This is a genomic window from Lentilitoribacter sp. Alg239-R112, assembly GCF_900537175.1.
In the GTDB taxonomy this organism is placed as follows: Bacteria; Pseudomonadota; Alphaproteobacteria; order Rhizobiales; family Rhizobiaceae; genus Lentilitoribacter.
In genome coordinates, this window is the sequence record NZ_LS999833.1 from 859,036 (window position 1) to 879,443 (window position 20,408).

Sequence of the window (20,408 nt, forward strand, 5' to 3'; positions counted from 1 at the left end):
AGTTATCCCCGATCAATTTCACCCTGAGCGGCTTTGTTTCTATATTGCAAACAAATCATTATGCCCTTTATTGCTCTTAATAGATATAGACCTAGTCCGATGGTGAGTGGGAACCATATGGCAAGGTGAAGCCATAAGGGCGGCGAATAATTTACTTCAAGCCATAAGGCCAACCCAACGACAACAAACCCTAAACCAGTCATAACGAAAACAGCAGGTCCATCACCTGAGTCAGCAAATGCATAATCGAGCTTACAATTTAGGCATTCTTTCTTCAGCGCAAGAAAGCCGTCAAACAACTGCCCTTGGGCGCAACGCGGGCACCTCCCTTTGAACCCGGTTGAAACAGGATCAACAGGTGCATATCTTGCATGATCATGGCCCATCGCATTTCCGCTTAAATTACTTTCCAAATAATAAAGGGCGACCAAAAAGCCGCCCTCCAAAACTATCATAATACATTTTCCAACTAGTGGATAGCAGCACCCCAAGAGGCCCAAACATATACCGCAAAGAACAGGAATAGCCAGACAACATCAACAAAATGCCAATACCAAGCAGCAGCTTCAAAGCCAAAATGCTGGTCTTCTTTAAAGTGGCCTTTAAGCGCACGGATCAGGCAGATAAGCAGGAAGATTGTTCCTACAAGCACATGAAAACCATGAAAGCCTGTCGCCATGAAGAATGTTGATCCGTAGATTGAATCTTTAAATGCAAATGGTGCAGCAGCATACTCATAAGCTTGTACGCCTGAGAATAAAAGACCAAGAACAACTGTAGCCAAAAGACCATATATAAGGCCTTTACGATCGCCATGTAGCAATGCGTGGTGAGCCCAAGTCACGGCTGTACCAGACCAGAGCAGGATCACAGTGTTATAAAGCGGCAAATGAAGTGGGTCGAGAACCTCGATACCCGCAGGAGGCCACTGCCCCCCCGTATAAGCAACACGTGCTTCCTGTACAGCTTCAGCCGGATAAAGACTTGCATCAAAGAACGCCCAGAACCAGGCGACAAAGAACATCACTTCTGATGCTATGAACATGATCATGCCGTAGCGAAGGTGAATGGACACAACTCGTGTGTGATGCCCCTCATGCGCTTCTTTGATCGTATCAGCCCACCAGAACACCATTGTCGCCAGCACACCGGTAAGGCCGATGAAAAAGAGCCAAGGAGTAGCTAAGAACTCCAAGCCGAACAAGGCAGTTGTATCATCTGATAGATATCGCATATAGCCGATACCACCAATAGCCATGATTAAAGCGCTAGCTGAACCCAAAAACGGCCAAGGGCTCGGGTCGATGATGTGATAATCGTGATTTTTAGTTCCCGCCATAAGAATTACCCCTCAATGGTCTTATCTACGCCACAAGCGCAGGTCATAATCGCAAAATTCGTATAAAACGAATATGTTAATTGTTCATATCTCATAATTTCTTCTCCGCATCCACCGTTTCAGACAAAGCTGCAACAGGTTTTTCACTCTCATGGGAGAAAAAAGTGTAAGAAAGTGTAATGGTTTTGATGTCCTTAGTTTCTTCGTAATCAACAATTTCTGGATCAACGAAAAATATCACCGGCATATCCAAGCTTTCACCTGGCTCTAAGTCTGTTTCAGTAAAGCAGAAACACTCCACCTTATTAAAATAGGCACCAGCAGATTGAGGCGTCACATTAAATGTAGCTTGTCCATTCGTTGTCATGCCAGCAATATTCTTTGCCAAATACTCAATTTGAGCTGTTTCGCCAATTGCAATCTCAATTTCGCGAACCTTGGGTTTGAAATCCCAGGGTAGATCTCCTGAAACATTTGCGTCAAAACGAATTTTAATTTTCTGGTCAAGAATAACGTCAGATGCCTGCTCAACACGAGATGTAGTACCACCATACCCCGTAACCTGACAAAAAATTTCATAAAGCGGTACAGCAGCATAGCTCACACCGACCATAGCACCAACAAAAGCTACACAGGCGATGGCGACTTTACCATTGCTGTTTTTAACTGCTTTGTTTTCTGCTTGGTTATCAGTCATGACAGCTTCCTAAAACTTTCCTGATGCAACATCAGGACCAATTTTAACAACGGTTAGAATGTAAACTATGACGACAAAAACAATCAGCACAATTCCCAGAGCTACAGAGCGGGCTTTCCTAGCTTTTGCCTGTTTCTCGGTCAGAGTTACTTTTTCAATCTCAGACATTAAAGAACTCCGATAGCAAGTTCGATGCCGCGATCAATGATAAACATTGAGAAAATAGCAAATAGATAAATAATAGAGAAGCCAAACAACTTCTTAGCGGCTGTCATCTTGGAATCCGCTTCGTCCATCCTATAAGTTTTCCAGGAGTAAAAAACAAAACCCAGACCAAGAGCAAGTGCAACAGTGCCATATGCAAGCCCCGCAAAGCCCATAAGGGTTGGTAAAACACCACAAATTGCGGTTAAGATGGCATATGCTAGCATCTGTATTTTAGTTTTATGCGCGCCAACAACATTCGGCATCATTGGAACACCAACGGCTTCATAATCCGTTTGCTTGAATAGTGCCAAAGCCCAAAAGTGAGGCGGTGTCCACAGAAAAATAATAGAAAAGAGAACAACACTCTCAAGCGTGACAGTGCCGGTCACAGCGGCCCAACCAATCATTGGCGGAAATGCACCAGCTGCGCCACCAATCACAATATTCTGCGGTGTCGAGCGCTTAAGCCACATGGTATAAACCACAGCATAAAAGAAGATAGTGAACGCTAGAATACCGGCAGCTAACCAATTTGTGGCAAGGCCGAGGATAATTGTCGCGAAGACTGATAAAACGACACCAAAACCAAGTGCTTCTTGACCAGTAATTCGTCCTGATGGAATCGGGCGCTTCTGAGTACGTGTCATGATGACGTCAATATCAGCATCATACCACATGTTGAGCGCACCACTGGCACCAGCACCAATGGCAATACAAAGAATCGCAATGATACCAATAACCGGGTGAATATTCCCTGGGGCAATAATCAAACCTACTGCGGCAGTAAATACGACAAGCGACATGACACGTGGCTTTAACAACTCAAAATAGTCACCAGCTAAAGCCTCGGACAAATGAGTGTCGGGCAGCTCTGCGGTTAGTTCTATATTTTGACTACTTGCCATTTGACGAATGATCCAAAAATCAGTTTGTTATTTATATTGAAACCGCCAAAAGGCGGTTTCAAATTCTCGTTTTTGGAAGATTATTTAATCTTCGGAAGCTGTTCCCACTGGTGATACGGCGGAGGAGAAGACAATTCCCACTCAAGAGTATCAGCACCTTCACCCCAAGGATTGTTTCCAGCAGCACGTTTTTTCGCGAACGCTTCCCATACACACACGAGGAAGATCACAACACCGACAGCCGAAATGTATGAGCCGTATGATGAGATTGCATTCCAGCCAGCAAATGCATCAGGGTAGTCGATGTAACGGCGCGGCATGCCAGCAAGACCCAAGAAGTGCTGCGGGAAGAATACGATGTTCACTCCGATAAACGTCACCCAGAAGTGCGATTTAGCAAGGAATGAATTGTACATATAGCCCGTAATTTTAGGGAACCAGTAATACCAACCAGCAAAGATCGCAAACACAGCACCAAGTGATAGCACGTAGTGGAAGTGAGCAACCACATAATATGTATCATGATAAGCACGATCCAGACCAGCATTAGCCAACTGAACACCCGTCACACCACCAACAGTGAATAGGAAAATGAAACCAATTGCCCAAAGCATTGGTGTGCGGAAAGTAATTGAACCACCCCACATTGTTGCAATCCATGAGAAGATTTTAATCCCTGTTGGAACAGCAATCACCATTGTTGCAAATACAAAGTAGCGCTGTGCATTGAGTGACAGGCCAACTGTGTACATATGGTGGGCCCACACGACAAAGCCAACGACACCGATACCAACCATTGCATAAGCCATACCCATATAGCCAAAGATTGGCTTACGAGAAAATGTTGAAATGATGTGCGAAACGATACCAAAACCAGGCAAGATCAAAATATAAACTTCGGGATGACCAAAGAACCAGAACAAGTGTTGGAACAAAATTGGATCGCCACCGCCATCAGGGCTGAAAAAGGCCGTCCCAAAATTCCGATCGGTTAGGAGCATTGTGATGCCACCTGCAAGAACTGGCAATGAAAGCAACAACAAGAAAGCTGTAACTAGCACTGACCAAGCAAACAATGGCATCTTGTGCAATGTCATACCAGGGGCACGCATATTCAAGATGGTTGTGATGAAGTTAATCGCACCAAGGATGGATGATGCACCTGCGACATGAAGCGCAAGGATTGCAAAATCCATAGCAGGACCGGGTTGGCCAGTTGTTGATAATGGCGGATAAATTGTCCAACCACCACCAGTACCATATGAGCCTGCCGGACCTTCGACAAACATTGAAAGAAGAAGCAGAATAATCGCAGGCGGCAACAACCAAAATGAGATGTTGTTCATGCGCGGAAATGCCATATCCGGCGCACCAATCATAATTGGAACCATCCAATTGGCAAAGCCACCGATAAGCGCAGGCATAACCATAAAGAAAATCATGATCAAAGCATGCGCCGTTGTAAACACATTATACATATGTTTACCAGCATCTATAGAATTTGCCTCGGTTACGTCACTATATAGCATTTGTGCAAAGCCGTGGAAGTATTGAATTCCCGGCTCTTGCAATTCCATACGCATCGCAACTGAAAGCGCAAAACCGATAATTCCGGCAATAATCGCAAAAATCAGATAAAGCGTACCAATATCTTTGTGATTTGTTGAATACAACCAACGGCGGACAAAGCCCTGAGGCACGCCGTGATTGTGATCATCATGAGAAGCAGTAGTATCTGTCATAATTTCCTCTATCGCCTTCTTTATTCAGACTGAGAAGCAGCAAGTTGAACTTTTGACTTGCCAGTCTCTACGGAAGCCATAAGGGCTTTATTAGCATCTTCAATGTCGTCTGCAGCTGCAGCTAACCAAGTGTCATACTGTTCTTGTGAGACAACACGGATTGCGATCGGCATATATGCATGATCCTTGCCGCAAAGCTCCGAACACTGACCATAGTACAAGCCTTCTTTTTGAGCGTTGAACCAAGTTTCGTTTAATCGACCTGGGATGGCATCAATCTTAACGCCAAATGAAGGCATCGCAAATGCGTGGATTACGTCAGCGGCTGTTACGATCAACCGAACTTGAGTATTCACAGGAACGACAACTTCATTATCGACAGCCAACAAACGAGGATACGCTGCTTTATCTTCTTTACCAGCTTCCACACGGTCACCCTCTTGCAACATCAGCGCATCGAAGGAAACTTCGTTTTCTGTCTGATACTCATAGCCCCAGTACCACTGGTATCCAGTTGCCTTGATTGTAATCTTAGGTTCTTCTTCAGGTACAAGTTGCTGTGTCAAAATATTGAATGACGGAACCGCAATTGCAAGGAGGATCAAAACAGGGCCTAAAGTCCAAACAACTTCAATCGCAGTATTGTGCGATGTAGTGGAGGGCTCAGGATTACGTTTTGCGCTGAATTTCCAAGCTACATAAGCCAGTAAAACCGCCACAAACAATGTAATTGGAATGATGAACCACAAAGTGTAAACTTCAAATCCAATAATTTGACTCATCATATCGGTTGCAGCAGGCTGCAATCGCGTTTGCCAATCGACTGGTTGCGCCGCAAACACCGCGGTCACTGAAAGCAGCAAGCTTGAAATAGCCATAGCTGCATAAGCCAATTTTTTCACGTTAGGTCTCCCTCACATACATCTGCGCGTCAGAAAACCACGCAGAATCCCAAAATAATTGTTGCTGTTAAAACCACACAATGGCCTCTATCGCAATATACGTATTGCTGAATTCATGCGGCATTTTTGCGCGGGGGCCCAAAAACCCTTATAAATCCACAATTGTGAGCATATTTATACCATCATTTCAGCAAAGGCTTGCGTCAACTTTACAAAAAAGAATTCCAATTATTAAAAAAAACGTGGAATTCCTCAATTTGGACGAATTTCAAAACCCTTATCAAGCTGGAAAAGAACTAATATAGTGATTTAATATGCATTTTCTTTTATGCACATATAAATCAACAGTAGAGTACTGATTCGCCTGAATGGGGGCTTAATTAATTTTGATGATGAGAAACTCGATGCGCCTTTCCAAAATTGCTGTTTGCCTTTCAATGTTTTTGTCTTTGATATTTCCTCTTCATAGTATGGCTCAAACTTCTGAAGCCAACCCTGAGCGGCAAGTTATTCCGAACCCTAATGGCACAAGCAGTCAACCTCCTGGCTATATCAAGGAAAAATTTGGCGAGTGGCATCTAGTTTGTGACCAACCTGCGGGGGCACCCGGTGATCAATGTGTTCTAATGCAGAATGTAGTCGCCGATGACAGAGCTGACGTTGGCCTTTCAGTCATTGTAATTAAAACAGCGGATAAAAAGGCACGTATTCTTCGCATCTTGGCTCCGCTCGGTGTTCTTCTGCCCAATGGTTTAGGTCTTATCATTGACGGTAAAGATCTTGGTCGCGCTTATTTCACACGTTGCTTTACGGACGGATGCTTTGTTCAAGTTATTATGGATGATGATATGCTTAACGCATTGAAAAGCGGAGATACTGCTATCTTTTTCATTTTCCAAAGCGAAGAAGAAGGCATAGGCCTACCAGTTGACCTAACCGGTTTTTCAAAAGGCTTTGAAGCACTCGAATAAGTTCACACCTATTTGAAGCTATCATGAGCTGAATATATTTGTACTTTCAAAGGTTCAGCTCCATATTAGTTCATTGATGTACGCACAAACGATAATACGGAGTTCGTAATGGCTGACAATTTGTTTGAAAATTTTGACATCGACGAAGCAAGGATTCAGTCGATTGTGGCAAACAGCCTTTCGAACGCAGATGATGGCGAGCTTTATGTTGAATATTCGGAAGCTGAGTCTCTTACGTTTGACAATGGTCGTCTCAAAGGCGGCAGCTTTCATAGTGATCAAGGTTTTGGACTACGCTCTGTCGCAGGCGAAGCAACTGGCTATGCGCATTCTGGCGAGATGACAGAACAGGCGCTCATGAGGGCTGTTGATTCCGTCAGCGCGGTTACACGTGGTTACAAAGGTACATATTCCGAACCGCCAGTTGGCACCAACCGTAAACTCTATTCAGAAAACAATCCCCTTAGCTCACCAAACTTTGAAGCAAAAGTCACTCTTCTGCAGGATATTGATGCCTATCTGCGCGATAAGGATGAAAGCGTTCGACAAGTTACCGCTTCGCTAAGTGCAAGTTGGCAGGTTGTGAATATCCTGCGCGCTGATGGCCATATTGTGCGCGATATTCGCCCTCTCACGCGAATGAATATCTCGGTCGTTGTTGGTAAAGGTGATCGTCAGGAAACAGGTTCATTTGGCATTGGCGGGCGTCAGGACTTCGGCGAGTTCATTGCAATTGATAGCTGGAAACATGGTGCCGACGAAGCGCTACGCCAAGGATTGGTCAATCTTGAAGCAATTGCCGCGCCCGCTGGCACAATGGATGTTGTTCTTGGCGCTGGTTGGCCTGGCGTGATGTTACATGAGGCAGTGGGCCACGGGCTGGAAGGCGATTTTAATCGTAAAAAGACATCGGCGTTTGCTGGTCTTTTGGGTGAGCAAGTTGCAGCAAAAGGTGTCACCGTCGTGGATGACGGCACGATTGATAACCGTCGAGGTTCTCTTTCTGTTGACGATGAAGGCACACCCACTGGCTATAATGTTCTTATCGATGATGGAAAACTCGTTGGCTATATGCAAGATCGGCAGAATGCGCGTCTTATGGGCGTAAAACCTACTGGAAATGGTCGCCGCCAAGGTTACGCACATCAACCTATGCCGCGCATGACAAACACCTACATGCTGGGTGGAGATAAAGAGCCTGCGGAGATTATTGAATCCGTTAAAAATGGCATCTATGCCGTCTCATTTGGCGGCGGTCAGGTTGATATTACATCAGGTAAATTCGTTTTTGGTTGCACAGAAGCTTATATGATTGAAAACGGGAAAATTGGTGCACCTGTCAAGGGTGCTATGATGATTGGCAATGGCCCCGAAGCGATGCATCGCGTATCAATGGTTGGCAATGATATGGAACTTGATACTGGCATTGGTATGTGTGGCAAACAAGGCCAAGGCGTTCCAGTTGGCGTTGGGCAGCCTCATCTTCGTATGGATCAGATGACAATTGGTGGTACACAGACTTAGTGTTAGTGGTGCTGGATAATTCCATCCTGCACGATCACGTCTTTCTTTGTACTTACAAGCTTTGCTTTGCTGGGCTGTTTTGCAAGTTCGTCAGAGTAAACCGGGCCAAGCAAGCGCAGGAAATAATCAAATGAAATGCATTTGTCTTGATAAAGCCCATACTGACGATGAATATCATAAATTGATTTCTTCGTTTTACGGTAGCGTTTTATATCCATCGAATGTTTGAAATTTACACGAGAAATTTGATATCCTCCCTCAGGAGCACCTAATCCTAAAGCTTTGAACATATCAGATTTATAGAAGCAAACAGGATCATCTTTGCATTGATAATCATGCCAAAACAGCTCCTTTAATTTAAGAAGCTTGCTTATCTTTTCTCTAAAAAACGACGCCTTGGGAACCAATGCAGTACTCAGCAGACTTCCACCCATGCTCAAGAAAGTAACGCGTCGCCCTTCCAATAAAGATGGATTTTGATCTAGAACTTTTGCCAAAACTATGGGCACCCAAACCGCACCGAAACTGTGCCCAGCAAAAACCACTTCATCATGCTGGCTTATTGTCAGTTCACGGGACACCACCTGCGCGAAAATCTCGTAGCGTTTTTCGATATCCTCATTGGCACCGACAGCCATATCTCTTGCATATCCCCAATGTCCTATTGTTAGTGGGAAAAGCAACCTATCGCCAGGCCATTTGCAAAATACAAAAAACAGAATGATGGAAAGGATGGTAACGGAAACGGTTCGTATCTGGTCATCAAAATTAAGTATGCCCACAAGCGAGGAGGTAGCACCATACGACAGACCGGCAAAGAGTATCATCATTATGATTGGGAAGAGTGCAAAACCACCATAAAGTTTACTTTGTTTGAAGTATCTAAAAACCGTTCCATCAGAGAAAAACGCCAGATATTTTGGAACATTTTTCAACATATTCCCAACTATGAAACCATCCAAATACGGCGCAACAATATCACCAAATGAAAACTGGATAATACGGGTATTAACCTGCCAATTTTCTCCCGTGATTTCTAAATCGCATTCAACGAAATGGTCATCTAAATGCTGGTTTTGCTTTTTTTGTTCCGTCGAAATACCCCAAATTTCACTTGTTTTTTTTGCGCAATACACCACACGACCAAGCATCTTCTCACCCGCACTCGCTTCAAACCCTTGAAAGTTAAAGACTAATCTTGATTTTACAGGTACATCTGGCATGAAAATGATTTACTCGATTTTAACTACAAAGAGAGGTTCTGCAATATAAAGCGTAAATGCGTTTCAAATTCAATCTAACTTAATAGAATTCATTTATTATCGCGAGTATCTTAGCTCAAGGCCATATGAAATGAACAAACCCCTTGCGATAGCTCTTCGCAGATCAATGAAAAAGGCAATGATTCAAGCTGGTTTGGAAACAATTTCCGGGATCAATAGCTTAGGTATGATGTCTGAATTATCGGGCATTGGCGCTATTTTCACGATGCACCGGGTTGAACCCACACCTGACCCATTGTTTAACCCAAGTGCGCATTTGAGCGTGACCCCGGATTTTTTGGAAAAAACAATTCTGGCATTGAAAGCAAAGAATTACCGCGCTTACTCACTAAACGATTTAAAGGCCTATTTAAAAGACCCAAACCCTCGCCAACCTGCGATGTTTTTTACTCTTGATGATGGGTATAAAAATAATCTCGAATATGCGTTGCCGGTGTTTAAAAAGCACAATGTACCTTTCACGGTATTTGCCTGTAGTGGTTTCGTTGAGCGTTCCCATACCATGTGGTGGGAAACAACCGCTGAATTATTGATGAAAGTTGATGAACTCAACTACGATATTGGCAAGGGCGAACGTCGTTTTGAAGTAAAATCGGCTGCGCAAAAATATGCCGCATTCGAGCAAATATCTCAAGATATGACAATGCTAGAGCATAGCGCTGCTGTCGAAAGATTGGATCAACTCGCTTCTGAGCACGGAATTAATGCTCAAAATATTACCAATGATCTCATTTTAACAGATGAAGAATTGCGAAACCTATCTAGAGAACCATTGGCAGACATTGGCGCGCACACTATCAGTCACGCCAATTTGGCACTGGTAAATGATCAGAAACTTGGTTTTGAGATGGCGTTTTCAAAAGACCACATTGAAACAATAACGGGCATGCCTGCTCCCCATTTCGCTTTCCCTTATGGAAAACTAGAAAATGCAGGCAAAAGAGAATTTGAGAAGGCGCGCAACTCGGGTTTTGATTTATCTGTTACCACTGAGCCAAATGTGCTTGATCAAACCGCCTGTCAAAACCTATTCGCACTCAAACGTATTTCACTCAACGGATATTATCAGCGAAGCCGATATGTTAAAGCACTAGCTTCTGGCATTCCGTTTAAGCTTATGAAGGCTGGATAACCGTTATGGAAAAAGGCGCTTTGTCGTCCAATCGTCAGAACTTGCTGCTCTTTCAAACACAATCCGGTCATGCAGCCGATATGGACGATCATGCCAAAACTCAATCGAAAGCGGTGTTAGTCTAAAGCCAGACCAATGTGAAGGACGGGGGATATCACCATCACCAAACTTCTCGGTAAACTGGTTAACAAGACCTTCCAATTCACTACGTTCGGACAACTCTCGCGACTGTGCTGATGCCCAAGCTCCTACCCGGCTACCTCTTGGTCGAGAGTTATAATACTCATCTGCCTCGGCTTCCGATACTTGCGTAACACCACCACGAATACGCACTTGACGACGCAGGCTTTTCCAATGAAAACAAAGGGATGCCTTTTTTGAGGCAAGCAGCTCTAACCCTTTGGTGCTTTCGAAATTGGTGTAAAATGTAAAGCCATCAACACTGAAATCCTTGAGCAACAAAATTCTCACATTTGGCATGCCGTCTTCATCTACTGTTGCGACCGACATCGCATTTGGGTCATTCGGCTCGCTTGCATCTGCATCGGCCATCCACGTTGCGAACAGCTCAAACGGGTCATCAGATTGTGTGAAGTCATTATTTGTTAACATTTTCTCAGTCATAATGCTTTCCAATTGCTTAACAAGTTCATTTGTTTTTTAGGTTTGTTGAATGAGTCTCGCCGTAGAATCCAGTATTTCCACTAAAAGTACAATGTGCCGTCTTGTCGCAAAATTGTGTTTCATAGTGAGCGTATTCGCGCTTGGAGGCTGTATGAGTTCGGTTGGACCTACGGTCCAGGCAACACAACAAATTGGTAATTATTCGATAGCTGCTTTGCAGGATCTTGATCTTTCAGATGAAATTTTAGCCGATGCGATGAGCATTCAGCACGCAGTATCAAAGGCAAAACCATTTAATGTTGATGCATTAGCTTCAGTAGATAACTCAAATATTTCACCCCTCTTTTGGTCTAATAATGTAACTGGTAGCCAGGGAGAGATCTCCTATTTATCCGAAAAAGCATCCGGCAATGGCGTCTGCAAACACTTCAAATCAACTCGACTAAGCTTTGAAGGTGTATCGAGTTACAAAGGTGTTAGTTGCAGCACATCTAATGGAGGCTGGAAGCTTCACAGTTTCTATCCCGTCATTTAAGCATAAAGTAACGTCTCCCTGATTTCGCATAATTACTATTGAGCATCTCTCATATACTTGTGGTTAATATCTACTTGCTAACTTAGCTCTGTAGTTAGTTAAAGGTATGAGTAATGCGTAGCCCCTATTCTGTATTGGGTATTAATAAGTCTGCAAAAGACGATGATATCAAAACCGCCTATCGCAAGTTGGCAAAGATTTGGCACCCTGATCAAAACCCGTCTGACCCGAAAGCTGCTGAAGTTTTCTCCGAGATTAATAATGCCTACCAACTATTAACAGATGGTCCGCGTCGAAAACTTTTCGATGGTGGAAAAATTGACGCGAATGGTCGACGTAAGAAGAAACATACTTTTGTAAATCAAGGCTTTAATCCGTTTGCAAAATCAAAAACAGCGGCCAGTGGCGACGAAAAAACTGAGGGAAAGCAGAAAGCTAATGTAAATACAAACACTACATCAGCGGCTTCAAAGCCAACATCTGCGACGAAACCTTCAACAGAACAACGTCGCAATGAAACTGAAAATCCATTTGCAAATGCCTCTTTTGGTGACATGATTGGCCAAATATTTGGTACAGAAGAAGAACGTGTTGCATTTGAAGCGAAAGCAAGAAAAATTGCAGCTGAACGTGAAAAAAACTACCAACATGAAGCCATCTCAGCACTTGATAGCGCATTTACAAAATTTGAACAGCACAGAGAAAAATCAACAACACAGGCTCCAGACCGAAACTTCATTCTCGATGTCGAACTGGCAGATATATTTACAGGTGTTACGCTTCCTGTTCAACCAGAGCGCAAAAATGGCGTAAAAGTTCATATTCCCGCTGGAACGCCTGATGGTGGCGAAGTACGCCTGGCTGGCATGGGGGATTGCCGAAAGGGAGAGATTCCTGGTGATATAATTGTGAAAGTGCGCTATCGTCCGAACGAAAAATTTTGGATACGAAATGGTGAACTACATACGCACCTCGCTGTTGATCTTGCTGATGCAGTTCTCGGTGGTGAAGTTGTGGCACAAACACCCGAAGGACCGGCAACATTTCAATTGCCCGAATGGACAAGCTCAAATCATGTAATCCGCATTCCAAACCGAGGTTTACCGAATTTGAATGGAGAAAGGGGCGATCTATGTGCAAATGTTTGCATCCTTTTACCTGAACGACAAAACGAAGACTTAAAAACAATCCTTAAATCGACCCGTAAAAGCTGGTTTGTATAGAAAATATCAAATTCTAAGTACTTTCAGGAAAACCATAGTCACTTTTTTAGCTTAAACGCTTAGCAAGGCATAATGAAACTGCTTCAACGCTTGAATGCATGGCCTTGCTGTGTCATAGCCATTTTTATATTGCATGGTTTCATCATTGAAGCACGAGGATAACTAAATGACAGATACAAATGGCCTTATGAAAGGCAAACGCGGCTTGGTTATGGGCGTTGCCAATAACAGGTCAATTGCATGGGGTATCGCAAAGGCTTGCGCAGACGCTGGCGCGGAATTAGCGCTAACATATCAGGGCGAAGCTCTTAAAAAACGGGTCGAACCGCTAGCTGATGAACTGGGCGCAATTGTTGCGGGACATTGCGATGTGACGGACGAAAGCACTATTGATGATGTTTTTGCCAAATTAGAAGCAGAATGGGGCAAGATTGATTTTCTTGTTCATGCCATTGCTTTCTCTGATAAAGACGAACTCACTGGCCGTTATGTAAACACAAGCCACGATAATTTTATGAAAACGATGGACATCTCCGTCTACTCATTCACCGCCGTAGCTCAGCGTGCAGAGAAACTGATGGCTGATGGTGGCTCGATGCTGACCCTGACCTATTATGGCGCTGAGCGTGTTATGCCGCATTATAATGTTATGGGTGTTGCAAAAGCTGCGCTTGAGGCGAGTGTTCGTTACTTAGCCGTTGATTTAGGTAGCAGCAATGTCCGCGTGAATGCTCTTTCTGCCGGCCCAATTAAAACACTAGCAGCTTCTGGCATTGGCGATTTCCGTTATATCCTGAAATGGAACGAATATAACTCGCCACTTAAGCGCACCGTAACAATTGAAGAAGTTGGAAGCTCGGCACTTTATTTATTGTCGGATCTATCATCTGCGGTAACAGGCGAAGTTCATCACGTCGATTCCGGTTATCACACCGTTGGTATGAAAGCAGTTGATGCGCCCGACATTAGTACAGTCTAAATGACCAAGTTTTCAAGGGGCCTTCGGGCCCCTTTTTACTGTCTGAAAAACTTAAAGTTGCAATATATCAGAGTTATTAAATGTCACTATATATAATTCGACACGGCCAAACCGATTTCAACGCGCAAGCCCGTTTCCAAGGCAGTATGGATATTCCACTAAATGATATCGGTAGAGGCCAAGCCCTAAGGAATGGTAAGAAACTGAATGAAATTCTAAGGGGAAATAGTTCTAAGTTTGATTTCGTGTGCAGCCCGTTAGGTCGTGCGCGTGAAACAATGGAGATCATTCGATCCGAATTGGAGTTGCCAAAAGCAGATTATCGAATAGATAAGCGCTTAACCGAAATTAATTTCGGCGATTGGGAAGGTCATACTGCATATGAACTGGAGCAAAAATTTCCTGAACTTTACGCTCAACGGGAGGCGAATAAATGGACATTTACGCCCCCAGGTGAACGTGCAGAAAGTTATGCCAGCTTAGCTGAACGGATTACGCCTGTGTTTGAAGAATTTCAAAAACCTACAATTTGTGTTTGCCATGGGGGTGTGATACGCGTGATGTTGCAAATCAAAGGTGAAGTTTTCGGTCACAATGCTGCGATTACTCAAATACCTCAGGATGAATTTTTGAGCATCAAAGGCACAAATGCGGAATGGATTTAAAATTCATGCTGGATGAATGAAATTACATGCGCAGCTATTCCACAATCAGATAAATTAACCTAAAAGATCACTCAGATCTATTTTAACTCGGTCGAGGTTTCATTTAACAGACCAAACTTTTACAAACAGAATTGTATAACTTCATGTCTCACAACACATTTGGACATCTATTTAGAGTAACAACCTGGGGCGAAAGCCATGGCATTGCCATTGGTTGTGTTGTTGATGGCTGTCCTCCTGGCATCCACTTCACTACCGAAGAATTGCAACACTGGCTTGATAAACGCAAACCTGGTCAATCTCGTTTTGTGACCCAACGACGCGAAGCCGATGAAGTACGCGTTCTCTCAGGTGTTCTACCGCAGGAAGATGGTTCATTTATCTCAACTGGCACACCAATTTCGCTCGAAATTCAGAATACTGATCAACGCTCAAAAGACTATTCTGAAATTTCAAAACGGTATCGCCCTGGCCATGCAGATTACACCTATGATGAGAAGTATGGCTTACGTGATTATCGGGGTGGTGGACGTTCATCAGCCCGAGAAACAGCAACTCGCGTAGCAGCTGGTGGCCTTGCGCGTCGCGTCGTTCCCAATCTTAGTGTTCGCGCAGCACTTGTCCAGATTGGCGACAAAGCCATTAATCGCGATAATTGGGATTGGTCTGAAGTTGACAACAATCCTTTTTTTGCACCTGATAAAGATATCGTCCCCATATGGGAAGAATATCTAGATGATATTCGTAAAAAAGGATCATCTGTCGGCGCAATTATTGAAGTTGTCGCAGAAAATGTACCTGTCGGACTTGGCGCACCGATTTACGCAAAACTTGATACCGATATCGCGGCAAATCTAATGTCCATCAACGCGGTGAAAGGCGTTGAAATTGGAAATGGTTTTGAAGCAGCAAGAATAACTGGCGAAGAAAATGCCGACGAAATGCGCATCGGAGAGAATGGCAAGCCTGAATTTTTGTCTAATAATGCTGGTGGAATTTTAGGCGGAATTTCAACGGGTATGCCTGTTGTTGCTCGCTTTGCAGTCAAACCAACATCATCAATCTTATCGACACGAAAAAGCATCGATAAAGACGGTAATGAAGTTGATGTTCGCACCAAAGGACGACATGATCCGTGCGTTGGCATCCGCGCTGTGCCAATTGGAGAAGCCATGGTTGCATGTGCGATTGCAGATCATTACTTACGAGATCGAGGCCAAACTGGTCGACTTAACGGCAATCTAGAACTTTAGATTAGAAGATAGGAATAAGCGTTCAATGTCATATGATCAAACTCGAGTCGTCGAAGCTATCCGTGCAATTGAAAGTGGAGAGATGGTTGTTGTTACAGATGATAATGACCGCGAGAATGAGGGTGACCTCATTATGGCTGCCGTCCATTGTACACCGGAAAATATGGGTTTCATTGTTCGCCACACATCGGGCATTGTCTGCACGCCTATGCCGCGCTCGGAAGCTAAACGGCTCAACCTGAATGCAATGGTCGCTGAGAATGATGCACCGCATTCGACGGCTTTTACTGTTTCTGTTGATTATAAACATGGGACAACGACAGGAATTTCTGCTGAGGATCGCACATTAACGGTAAGAAATTTGGCAAACCCGAACTCTGGTGCCGTAGATTTCGTCCGACCGGGTCACATTTTTCCGCTTGTCGCGCGAGAAGGTGGCGTTCTCATGCGTTCCGGACACACCGAAGCCGCTGTTGATCTATGCAAACTGGCAGATCTGCCACCGGTCGGAGTTATTTGCGAACTCGTCAATGATGACGGCTCTGTTATGCGCGGCGTACAAGTTAGTGATTTTGCTGCAAAAAATGGACTAAAAGAAGTATCTGTTGCGGATCTAATTGCCTACCGCCAAAGACAAGAAACGCTTATTGTTCGCAATGAAAGCTTTACAATAGAAACAGCGAACGGTCCGGCAACAGCACATTCTTATTCTTTGCCGTGGGACCCAATGCAACATCTGGCTGTTGTCTTTGGCGACATTCGCGATGGTGTGGATATACCTGTCAGACTACATCTTGAATCTGTTGCAGAAGATGTATTTGGAGGAAAGCCACCTCTTCAAGACATCATGAAGAAAATTTCTGAGCATGATCGCGGGATCGTAGTTTATCTTCGTGAAGGTTCAGTTGGTGTTGGTAAAGAAGCATCGCGGAGACTGGAAGTTTCCGGTGAAGAAGCCCACGCAGAAGCGCAAAGCCGCGAAGAAGAATGGCTTGAAATTGGCCTTGGCGCACAAATCTTAAAAGATCTTGGCACAACGTCTATTCGCCTGCTAGCATCAAAAGAACGGCATTATGTCGGTTTAGAGGGATTTGGTATTAAGATTTCTGAAACTGAAATTGTCGAAACTTAATATTGGTCGCATATGGAATTATATGGCTCAACGCGTATGGATAAAGTTGTATGACAACTGAACTTTTCAAGAATCCAATTTGCCTTGAGCATATTGTCCCCGTCGGCCATCCCGAACGCCCTGATCGATTGCGTGCACTTGAACAGCTTTTTGAACATGAAAACTTTCAAACTCTTGTCACTTGCGAGGCAAAGGCGGCGTCTCCAGACGCTGTATTACTAGCACATCCAGAGCATCATTTAAAAAAAGTTCAGAATGCAGTTCCAGAAACCGGTATCATTAAAATAGACGGCGAGACTACCATGTCACCGTTTAGCTATGAAGCTGCCCTCACCGCAATTGGTGGTGCGATGAAAGCGGTTGATGACGTTTTTGAACAGAAGACGGATAACGCATTTGTTGCAACGCGTCCGCCGGGCCATCACGCGGAGCGTGATACTGCCATGGGGTTTTGCCTATTCAATCAAGTCGCGATTGCCGCTCGTCATGCACAACAAAAACATGGTGCCGAACGCGTTGCTATTGTAGATTTTGATGTTCACCATGGGAATGGAACTCAAGATATTTTCTATGATGATGCGAGCGTCATATATTGTTCGACACACCAAATGCCGCTTTTTCCGGGAACAGGTGCAAAAGGCGAGACAGGTAAAGGTAATATAACCAACGCTCCGCTGTCAGCCAATGATGGGAGCGATCATTTCCGTGAAGCGTTTAAGACGCGCATATTGCCAGCATTAGAAGAAGCAGGTGCGGATCTTATCTTGATTTCTGCTGGATTTGATGCACATCACCGCGATCCGCTGGCGCAAATTAATCTTGTTGCCGATGATTTTGACTGGGCTACAGCGAAAATCATGGATATAGCTGAAAAAACTGCCAATAATCGTCTCGTCAGCGTGCTTGAAGGGGGGTATGATCTCCTCGGTCTTGCCGAGTCGGCAGGGGCACACATCTATCGTTTGATGAGAGGTTGATATGAGCGAAAATAATTCAGACATCGAACAGATGAGTTTTGAACAAGCCGTCTCTGAACTTGAGAACATTGTCACCAAACTTGAGAGCGGCAATGTTGAGCTTGAGAAATCAATCGAAATTTACGAACGCGGTGAAGCTTTAAAAAAGCACAGCAAGAAGCTACTTGATGCTGCGGAAAAACGAATTGAAAAAATTCGACTTGATAAATCTGGCGCACCGCAGGGTACAGAGCCTTTGGATGCTGAATAATCAATAAAAGGCCTCTTTTACTCCCCTTTTTGTTGTTAATCTGGGTTCGTAAGCTGATTTGACGCAACGTTCATCTATGAATTCCTATTTACAGAACAAGGCTGAACCTTTAGGCCTTATCTAGATGTGAGGAATATTTGTGAAACAACCGCCTAAAACACCACTTCTGGATAAAGTTCTCGAACCCGATGACCTTGAGCACATTGAAGATGCTGATCTTCCGCAACTGGCTGAAGAGCTTCGCGCTGAAATGATCGACGCCGTTTCCCAAACGGGTGGGCACCTTGGGGCAGGTCTCGGCGTTGTTGAGCTAACGTTGGCAATTCATAAAGTCTTTAACACGCCGCATGATCGTTTGATTTTTGATGTCGGTCACCAATGCTATCCACATAAAATTCTAACAGGCCGTCGTGATCGTATCCGCACGCTTCGTCAGGAAGAAGGTTTATCGGGATTTACCAAACGTGCTGAAAGTGAATATGATCCGTTTGGTGCAGCCCACTCATCAACATCTATTTCTGCTGGTCTCGGCATGGCAGTCGCAAGTGAAATTCAGGACGATCCACGCAATGTAGTTGCCGTCATCGGTGACGGTTCTATGAGCGCCGGTATGGCCTATGAAGCATTGAACAATGCGGGTTCATTAGATGCTCGTCTCATTGTCATTCTCAATGATAATGATATGTCGATTGCCCAACCCACAGGTGCCATGAGTGCCTACCTCGCCCGCCTCGCATCAGGCCGTGCTTATTTGGGCATGCGCGATATTGGCAAAAAAATGACCGCCTATCTTGGACAAACGATTGATCGTGCTATCACACGAGCTGTTGAACATGCGCGTGGCTATGTCACCGGTGGTACAATGTTCGAAGAACTTGGCTTTTATCATATAGGTCCAATTGACGGGCATAACCTGGAACATCTTCTTCCTGTTTTGCGGAATGTTCGGGATCATTCAAATGGGCCAGTCATTATTCATGTTATGACACAAAAAGGCAAAGGCTATGCACCTGCTGAAGCTGCAAGCGATAAATATCATGGCGTCAGCAAATTTGATGTCATAACTGGGACACAAAGCAAGTCGATACCAAATGCACCATCCTACACCAGCGTATTTGCAAAATCACTCGTGCAAGAAGGTGGGATTGATGAAAAGATCGTCGCCGTTACTGCAGCAATGCCATCTGGTACAGGCTTGGACAAATTTCTTGCTGAATATCCGTCACGTTGTTTTGATGTGGGCATCGCCGAACAGCATGCTGTGACATTTGCGGCCGGCATGGCAAGCGAAGGTTTAAGGCCTTTCGTTGCACTTTATTCAACCTTCTTGCAACGCGCTTATGACCAAGTCGTGCATGACGTAGCGATCCAAAACCTACCAGTACGCTTTCCTATTGACCGCGCTGGATTTGTTGGTGCAGACGGCCCAACTCACGCAGGTAGCTTTGATACAACTTATCTTGCAACGCTTCCCAACATGGTTGTCATGGCAGCGAGTGACGAAGCAGAGCTTATGCATATGACGCGTACCGCTGCCGAATATGATGAAGGTCCGATCTCATTCCGCTTTCCGCGTGGCGAGGGCGTTGGTGTGGAAATGCCTGATCGTGGGCAAATTCTTCAAATCGGTAAAGGCCGCGTCGTCAAAGAGGGTACAAAAGTTGCGCTACTATCTTTTGGCACTCGTTTGGCAGATTGCGTATTGGCAGCTGAAGATTTAGATGCAGCCGGACTATCAACAACTGTAGTCGACGCACGGTTTGCAAAACCTTTGGACCATGACCTTATTCGCAGGCTTGCAAAAGAACACGAAGTTTTAATTACAATCGAAGAAGGAGCTGTTGGCGGCTTCGGCTCACATGTGTCGCATTTCCTATCTCATGAAGGCTTGCTCGATCACGGTCTTAAATTCCGTCCCCTTGTTATGCCTGATATCTATATGGACCAAGCTAAGCCTGAAGATATGTATCTCAAAGCAGGTCTTGATCGTGCGGGTATCATAGATACCGCCTTTAAAGCATTGGGTGCAGAGCGGAAAATTCTGCCGCTCTCTGGAGCTTAATGCCGC

21 protein-coding genes are annotated in these 20,408 nt (G+C 44.5%); 12 read left to right on the top strand and 9 right to left on the bottom strand.

Annotated features, from left to right (window positions below; translation table 11 throughout):
• Positions 1 to 2 precede the first annotated feature (2 nt).
• From G3W54_RS04625 to coxB, 7 genes are all read right to left on the bottom strand, one after another.
• Positions 3 to 386: a DUF983 domain-containing protein gene (locus G3W54_RS04625; protein WP_162653556.1), complete on the bottom strand. Its 384-nt coding sequence runs from the start codon at positions 384 to 386 to the stop codon at positions 3 to 5.
• An 83-nt stretch (positions 387 to 469) separates the two neighbouring features.
• Positions 470 to 1,339, bottom strand: coding sequence for a cytochrome c oxidase subunit 3 (locus tag G3W54_RS04630; RefSeq protein WP_162651952.1), 870 nt, complete (start codon positions 1,337 to 1,339; stop codon positions 470 to 472).
• A 91-nt stretch (positions 1,340 to 1,430) separates the two neighbouring features.
• Positions 1,431 to 2,036, bottom strand: a complete 606-nt coding sequence (locus G3W54_RS04635) for a cytochrome c oxidase assembly protein (RefSeq protein ID WP_162651953.1) — start codon at positions 2,034 to 2,036, stop codon at positions 1,431 to 1,433.
• Between the two features lie 9 nt (positions 2,037 to 2,045).
• The gene (locus G3W54_RS19140) at positions 2,046 to 2,204 is read right to left on the bottom strand and encodes a hypothetical protein (protein ID WP_174244209.1); all 159 of its coding nucleotides are present in this window, start codon (positions 2,202 to 2,204) and stop codon (positions 2,046 to 2,048) included.
• Positions 2,204 to 3,148 (bottom strand): heme o synthase, encoded by a 945-nt coding sequence (locus tag G3W54_RS04640; RefSeq protein WP_162651954.1) that lies wholly within the window; start codon positions 3,146 to 3,148, stop codon positions 2,204 to 2,206. Before G3W54_RS04640 ends, G3W54_RS19140 begins: the two co-directional genes overlap by 1 nt.
• Before the next feature lie 80 nt (positions 3,149 to 3,228).
• Positions 3,229 to 4,890 carry a cytochrome c oxidase subunit I gene (gene ctaD, locus G3W54_RS04645; protein ID WP_162651955.1) on the bottom strand — a complete coding sequence of 554 codons (1,662 nt, stop codon included), beginning with the start codon at positions 4,888 to 4,890 and terminating at the stop codon, positions 3,229 to 3,231.
• A gap of 20 nt (positions 4,891 to 4,910) precedes the next feature.
• Entirely contained in the window at positions 4,911 to 5,792 is an 882-nt protein-coding gene (gene coxB, locus G3W54_RS04650) for a cytochrome c oxidase subunit II (RefSeq protein ID WP_162651956.1), read from the bottom strand.
• Positions 5,793 to 6,196: 404 nt separating this feature from the next.
• On the opposite strand from coxB, the gene G3W54_RS04655 reads away from it, so the two are divergent.
• Positions 6,197 to 6,763: an invasion associated locus B family protein gene (locus G3W54_RS04655; RefSeq protein ID WP_244627835.1), complete on the top strand. Its 567-nt coding sequence runs from the start codon at positions 6,197 to 6,199 to the stop codon at positions 6,761 to 6,763.
• A gap of 108 nt (positions 6,764 to 6,871) precedes the next feature.
• Positions 6,872 to 8,287 (top strand): metalloprotease TldD, encoded by a 1,416-nt coding sequence (gene tldD, locus G3W54_RS04660; protein ID WP_162651958.1) that lies wholly within the window; start codon positions 6,872 to 6,874, stop codon positions 8,285 to 8,287.
• Positions 8,288 to 8,289: 2 nt separating this feature from the next.
• Here tldD and G3W54_RS04665 read toward each other — a convergent pair whose 3' ends face one another.
• Complete coding sequence (locus G3W54_RS04665) at positions 8,290 to 9,510, bottom strand: hypothetical protein (RefSeq protein WP_162651959.1); 1,221 nt, start codon at positions 9,508 to 9,510, stop codon at positions 8,290 to 8,292.
• Between the two features lie 130 nt (positions 9,511 to 9,640).
• Between G3W54_RS04665 and G3W54_RS04670 the strand changes: the two genes are divergently transcribed.
• Positions 9,641 to 10,702 carry a polysaccharide deacetylase family protein gene (locus G3W54_RS04670; protein ID WP_162651960.1) on the top strand — a complete coding sequence of 354 codons (1,062 nt, stop codon included), beginning with the start codon at positions 9,641 to 9,643 and terminating at the stop codon, positions 10,700 to 10,702.
• A gap of 3 nt (positions 10,703 to 10,705) precedes the next feature.
• Here the strand turns inward: G3W54_RS04670 and pdxH are convergent, their stop codons facing one another.
• Positions 10,706 to 11,326, bottom strand: a complete 621-nt coding sequence (pdxH, locus tag G3W54_RS04675) for a pyridoxamine 5'-phosphate oxidase (protein WP_162651961.1) — start codon at positions 11,324 to 11,326, stop codon at positions 10,706 to 10,708.
• Positions 11,327 to 11,477: 151 nt separating this feature from the next.
• On the opposite strand from pdxH, the gene G3W54_RS04680 reads away from it, so the two are divergent.
• From G3W54_RS04680 to dxs, 9 genes are all read left to right on the top strand, one after another.
• A complete protein-coding gene (locus G3W54_RS04680) occupies positions 11,478 to 11,861 on the top strand; it encodes an RT0821/Lpp0805 family surface protein (protein ID WP_162651962.1) in 384 nt (127 codons plus the stop codon).
• A gap of 113 nt (positions 11,862 to 11,974) precedes the next feature.
• Positions 11,975 to 13,084, top strand: coding sequence for a DnaJ C-terminal domain-containing protein (locus G3W54_RS04685; RefSeq protein ID WP_162651963.1), 1,110 nt, complete (start codon positions 11,975 to 11,977; stop codon positions 13,082 to 13,084).
• Positions 13,085 to 13,250: 166 nt separating this feature from the next.
• Positions 13,251 to 14,063, top strand: coding sequence for an enoyl-ACP reductase FabI (gene fabI / locus G3W54_RS04690; RefSeq protein ID WP_162651964.1), 813 nt, complete (start codon positions 13,251 to 13,253; stop codon positions 14,061 to 14,063).
• An 80-nt stretch (positions 14,064 to 14,143) separates the two neighbouring features.
• Complete coding sequence (locus G3W54_RS04695; RefSeq protein WP_162651965.1) at positions 14,144 to 14,728, top strand: histidine phosphatase family protein; 585 nt, start codon at positions 14,144 to 14,146, stop codon at positions 14,726 to 14,728.
• Between the two features lie 143 nt (positions 14,729 to 14,871).
• Entirely contained in the window at positions 14,872 to 15,981 is a 1,110-nt protein-coding gene (gene aroC, locus G3W54_RS04700) for a chorismate synthase (RefSeq protein WP_162651966.1), read from the top strand.
• Between the two features lie 25 nt (positions 15,982 to 16,006).
• Positions 16,007 to 17,113, top strand: a complete 1,107-nt coding sequence (gene ribB / locus G3W54_RS04705; RefSeq protein ID WP_162651967.1) for a 3,4-dihydroxy-2-butanone-4-phosphate synthase — start codon at positions 16,007 to 16,009, stop codon at positions 17,111 to 17,113.
• 50 nt (positions 17,114 to 17,163) lie between these two features.
• A complete protein-coding gene (locus G3W54_RS04710; protein WP_162651968.1) occupies positions 17,164 to 18,090 on the top strand; it encodes a histone deacetylase family protein in 927 nt (308 codons plus the stop codon).
• 1 nt (position 18,091) lies between these two features.
• Complete coding sequence (locus G3W54_RS04715) at positions 18,092 to 18,340, top strand: exodeoxyribonuclease VII small subunit (protein WP_162651969.1); 249 nt, start codon at positions 18,092 to 18,094, stop codon at positions 18,338 to 18,340.
• A 139-nt stretch (positions 18,341 to 18,479) separates the two neighbouring features.
• Complete coding sequence (gene dxs, locus G3W54_RS04720) at positions 18,480 to 20,402, top strand: 1-deoxy-D-xylulose-5-phosphate synthase (protein ID WP_162651970.1); 1,923 nt, start codon at positions 18,480 to 18,482, stop codon at positions 20,400 to 20,402.
• Positions 20,403 to 20,408 lie beyond the last annotated feature (6 nt).

Bases quoted from the DNA above. Each gene is read 5' to 3' on its own strand.
- aroC (WP_162651966.1), top strand. From the start codon at position 14,872: ATGTCTCACAACACATTTGGACATCTATTTAGAGTAACAACCTGGGGC.
- G3W54_RS04670 (WP_162651960.1), top strand. From the start codon at position 9,641: ATGAACAAACCCCTTGCGATAGCTCTTCGCAGATCAATGAAAAAGGCA.
- tldD (WP_162651958.1), top strand. From the start codon at position 6,872: ATGGCTGACAATTTGTTTGAAAATTTTGACATCGACGAAGCAAGGATT.
- G3W54_RS04715 (WP_162651969.1), top strand. From the start codon at position 18,092: ATGAGCGAAAATAATTCAGACATCGAACAGATGAGTTTTGAACAAGCC.
- fabI (WP_162651964.1), top strand. From the start codon at position 13,251: ATGACAGATACAAATGGCCTTATGAAAGGCAAACGCGGCTTGGTTATG.
- G3W54_RS19140 (WP_174244209.1), bottom strand. From the start codon at position 2,204: ATGTCTGAGATTGAAAAAGTAACTCTGACCGAGAAACAGGCAAAAGCT.
- G3W54_RS04695 (WP_162651965.1), top strand. From the start codon at position 14,144: ATGTCACTATATATAATTCGACACGGCCAAACCGATTTCAACGCGCAA.
- G3W54_RS04630 (WP_162651952.1), bottom strand. From the start codon at position 1,339: ATGGCGGGAACTAAAAATCACGATTATCACATCATCGACCCGAGCCCT.
- G3W54_RS04635 (WP_162651953.1), bottom strand. From the start codon at position 2,036: ATGACTGATAACCAAGCAGAAAACAAAGCAGTTAAAAACAGCAATGGT.
- ctaD (WP_162651955.1), bottom strand. From the start codon at position 4,890: ATGACAGATACTACTGCTTCTCATGATGATCACAATCACGGCGTGCCT.
- G3W54_RS04625 (WP_162653556.1), bottom strand. From the start codon at position 386: ATGGGCCATGATCATGCAAGATATGCACCTGTTGATCCTGTTTCAACC.
- G3W54_RS04680 (WP_162651962.1), top strand. From the start codon at position 11,478: ATGAGTTCGGTTGGACCTACGGTCCAGGCAACACAACAAATTGGTAAT.
- pdxH (WP_162651961.1), bottom strand. From the start codon at position 11,326: ATGACTGAGAAAATGTTAACAAATAATGACTTCACACAATCTGATGAC.
- G3W54_RS04655 (WP_244627835.1), top strand. From the start codon at position 6,197: ATGCGCCTTTCCAAAATTGCTGTTTGCCTTTCAATGTTTTTGTCTTTG.
- G3W54_RS04685 (WP_162651963.1), top strand. From the start codon at position 11,975: ATGCGTAGCCCCTATTCTGTATTGGGTATTAATAAGTCTGCAAAAGAC.
- ribB (WP_162651967.1), top strand. From the start codon at position 16,007: ATGTCATATGATCAAACTCGAGTCGTCGAAGCTATCCGTGCAATTGAA.
- G3W54_RS04710 (WP_162651968.1), top strand. From the start codon at position 17,164: ATGACAACTGAACTTTTCAAGAATCCAATTTGCCTTGAGCATATTGTC.
- G3W54_RS04665 (WP_162651959.1), bottom strand. From the start codon at position 9,510: ATGCCAGATGTACCTGTAAAATCAAGATTAGTCTTTAACTTTCAAGGG.
- G3W54_RS04640 (WP_162651954.1), bottom strand. From the start codon at position 3,148: ATGGCAAGTAGTCAAAATATAGAACTAACCGCAGAGCTGCCCGACACT.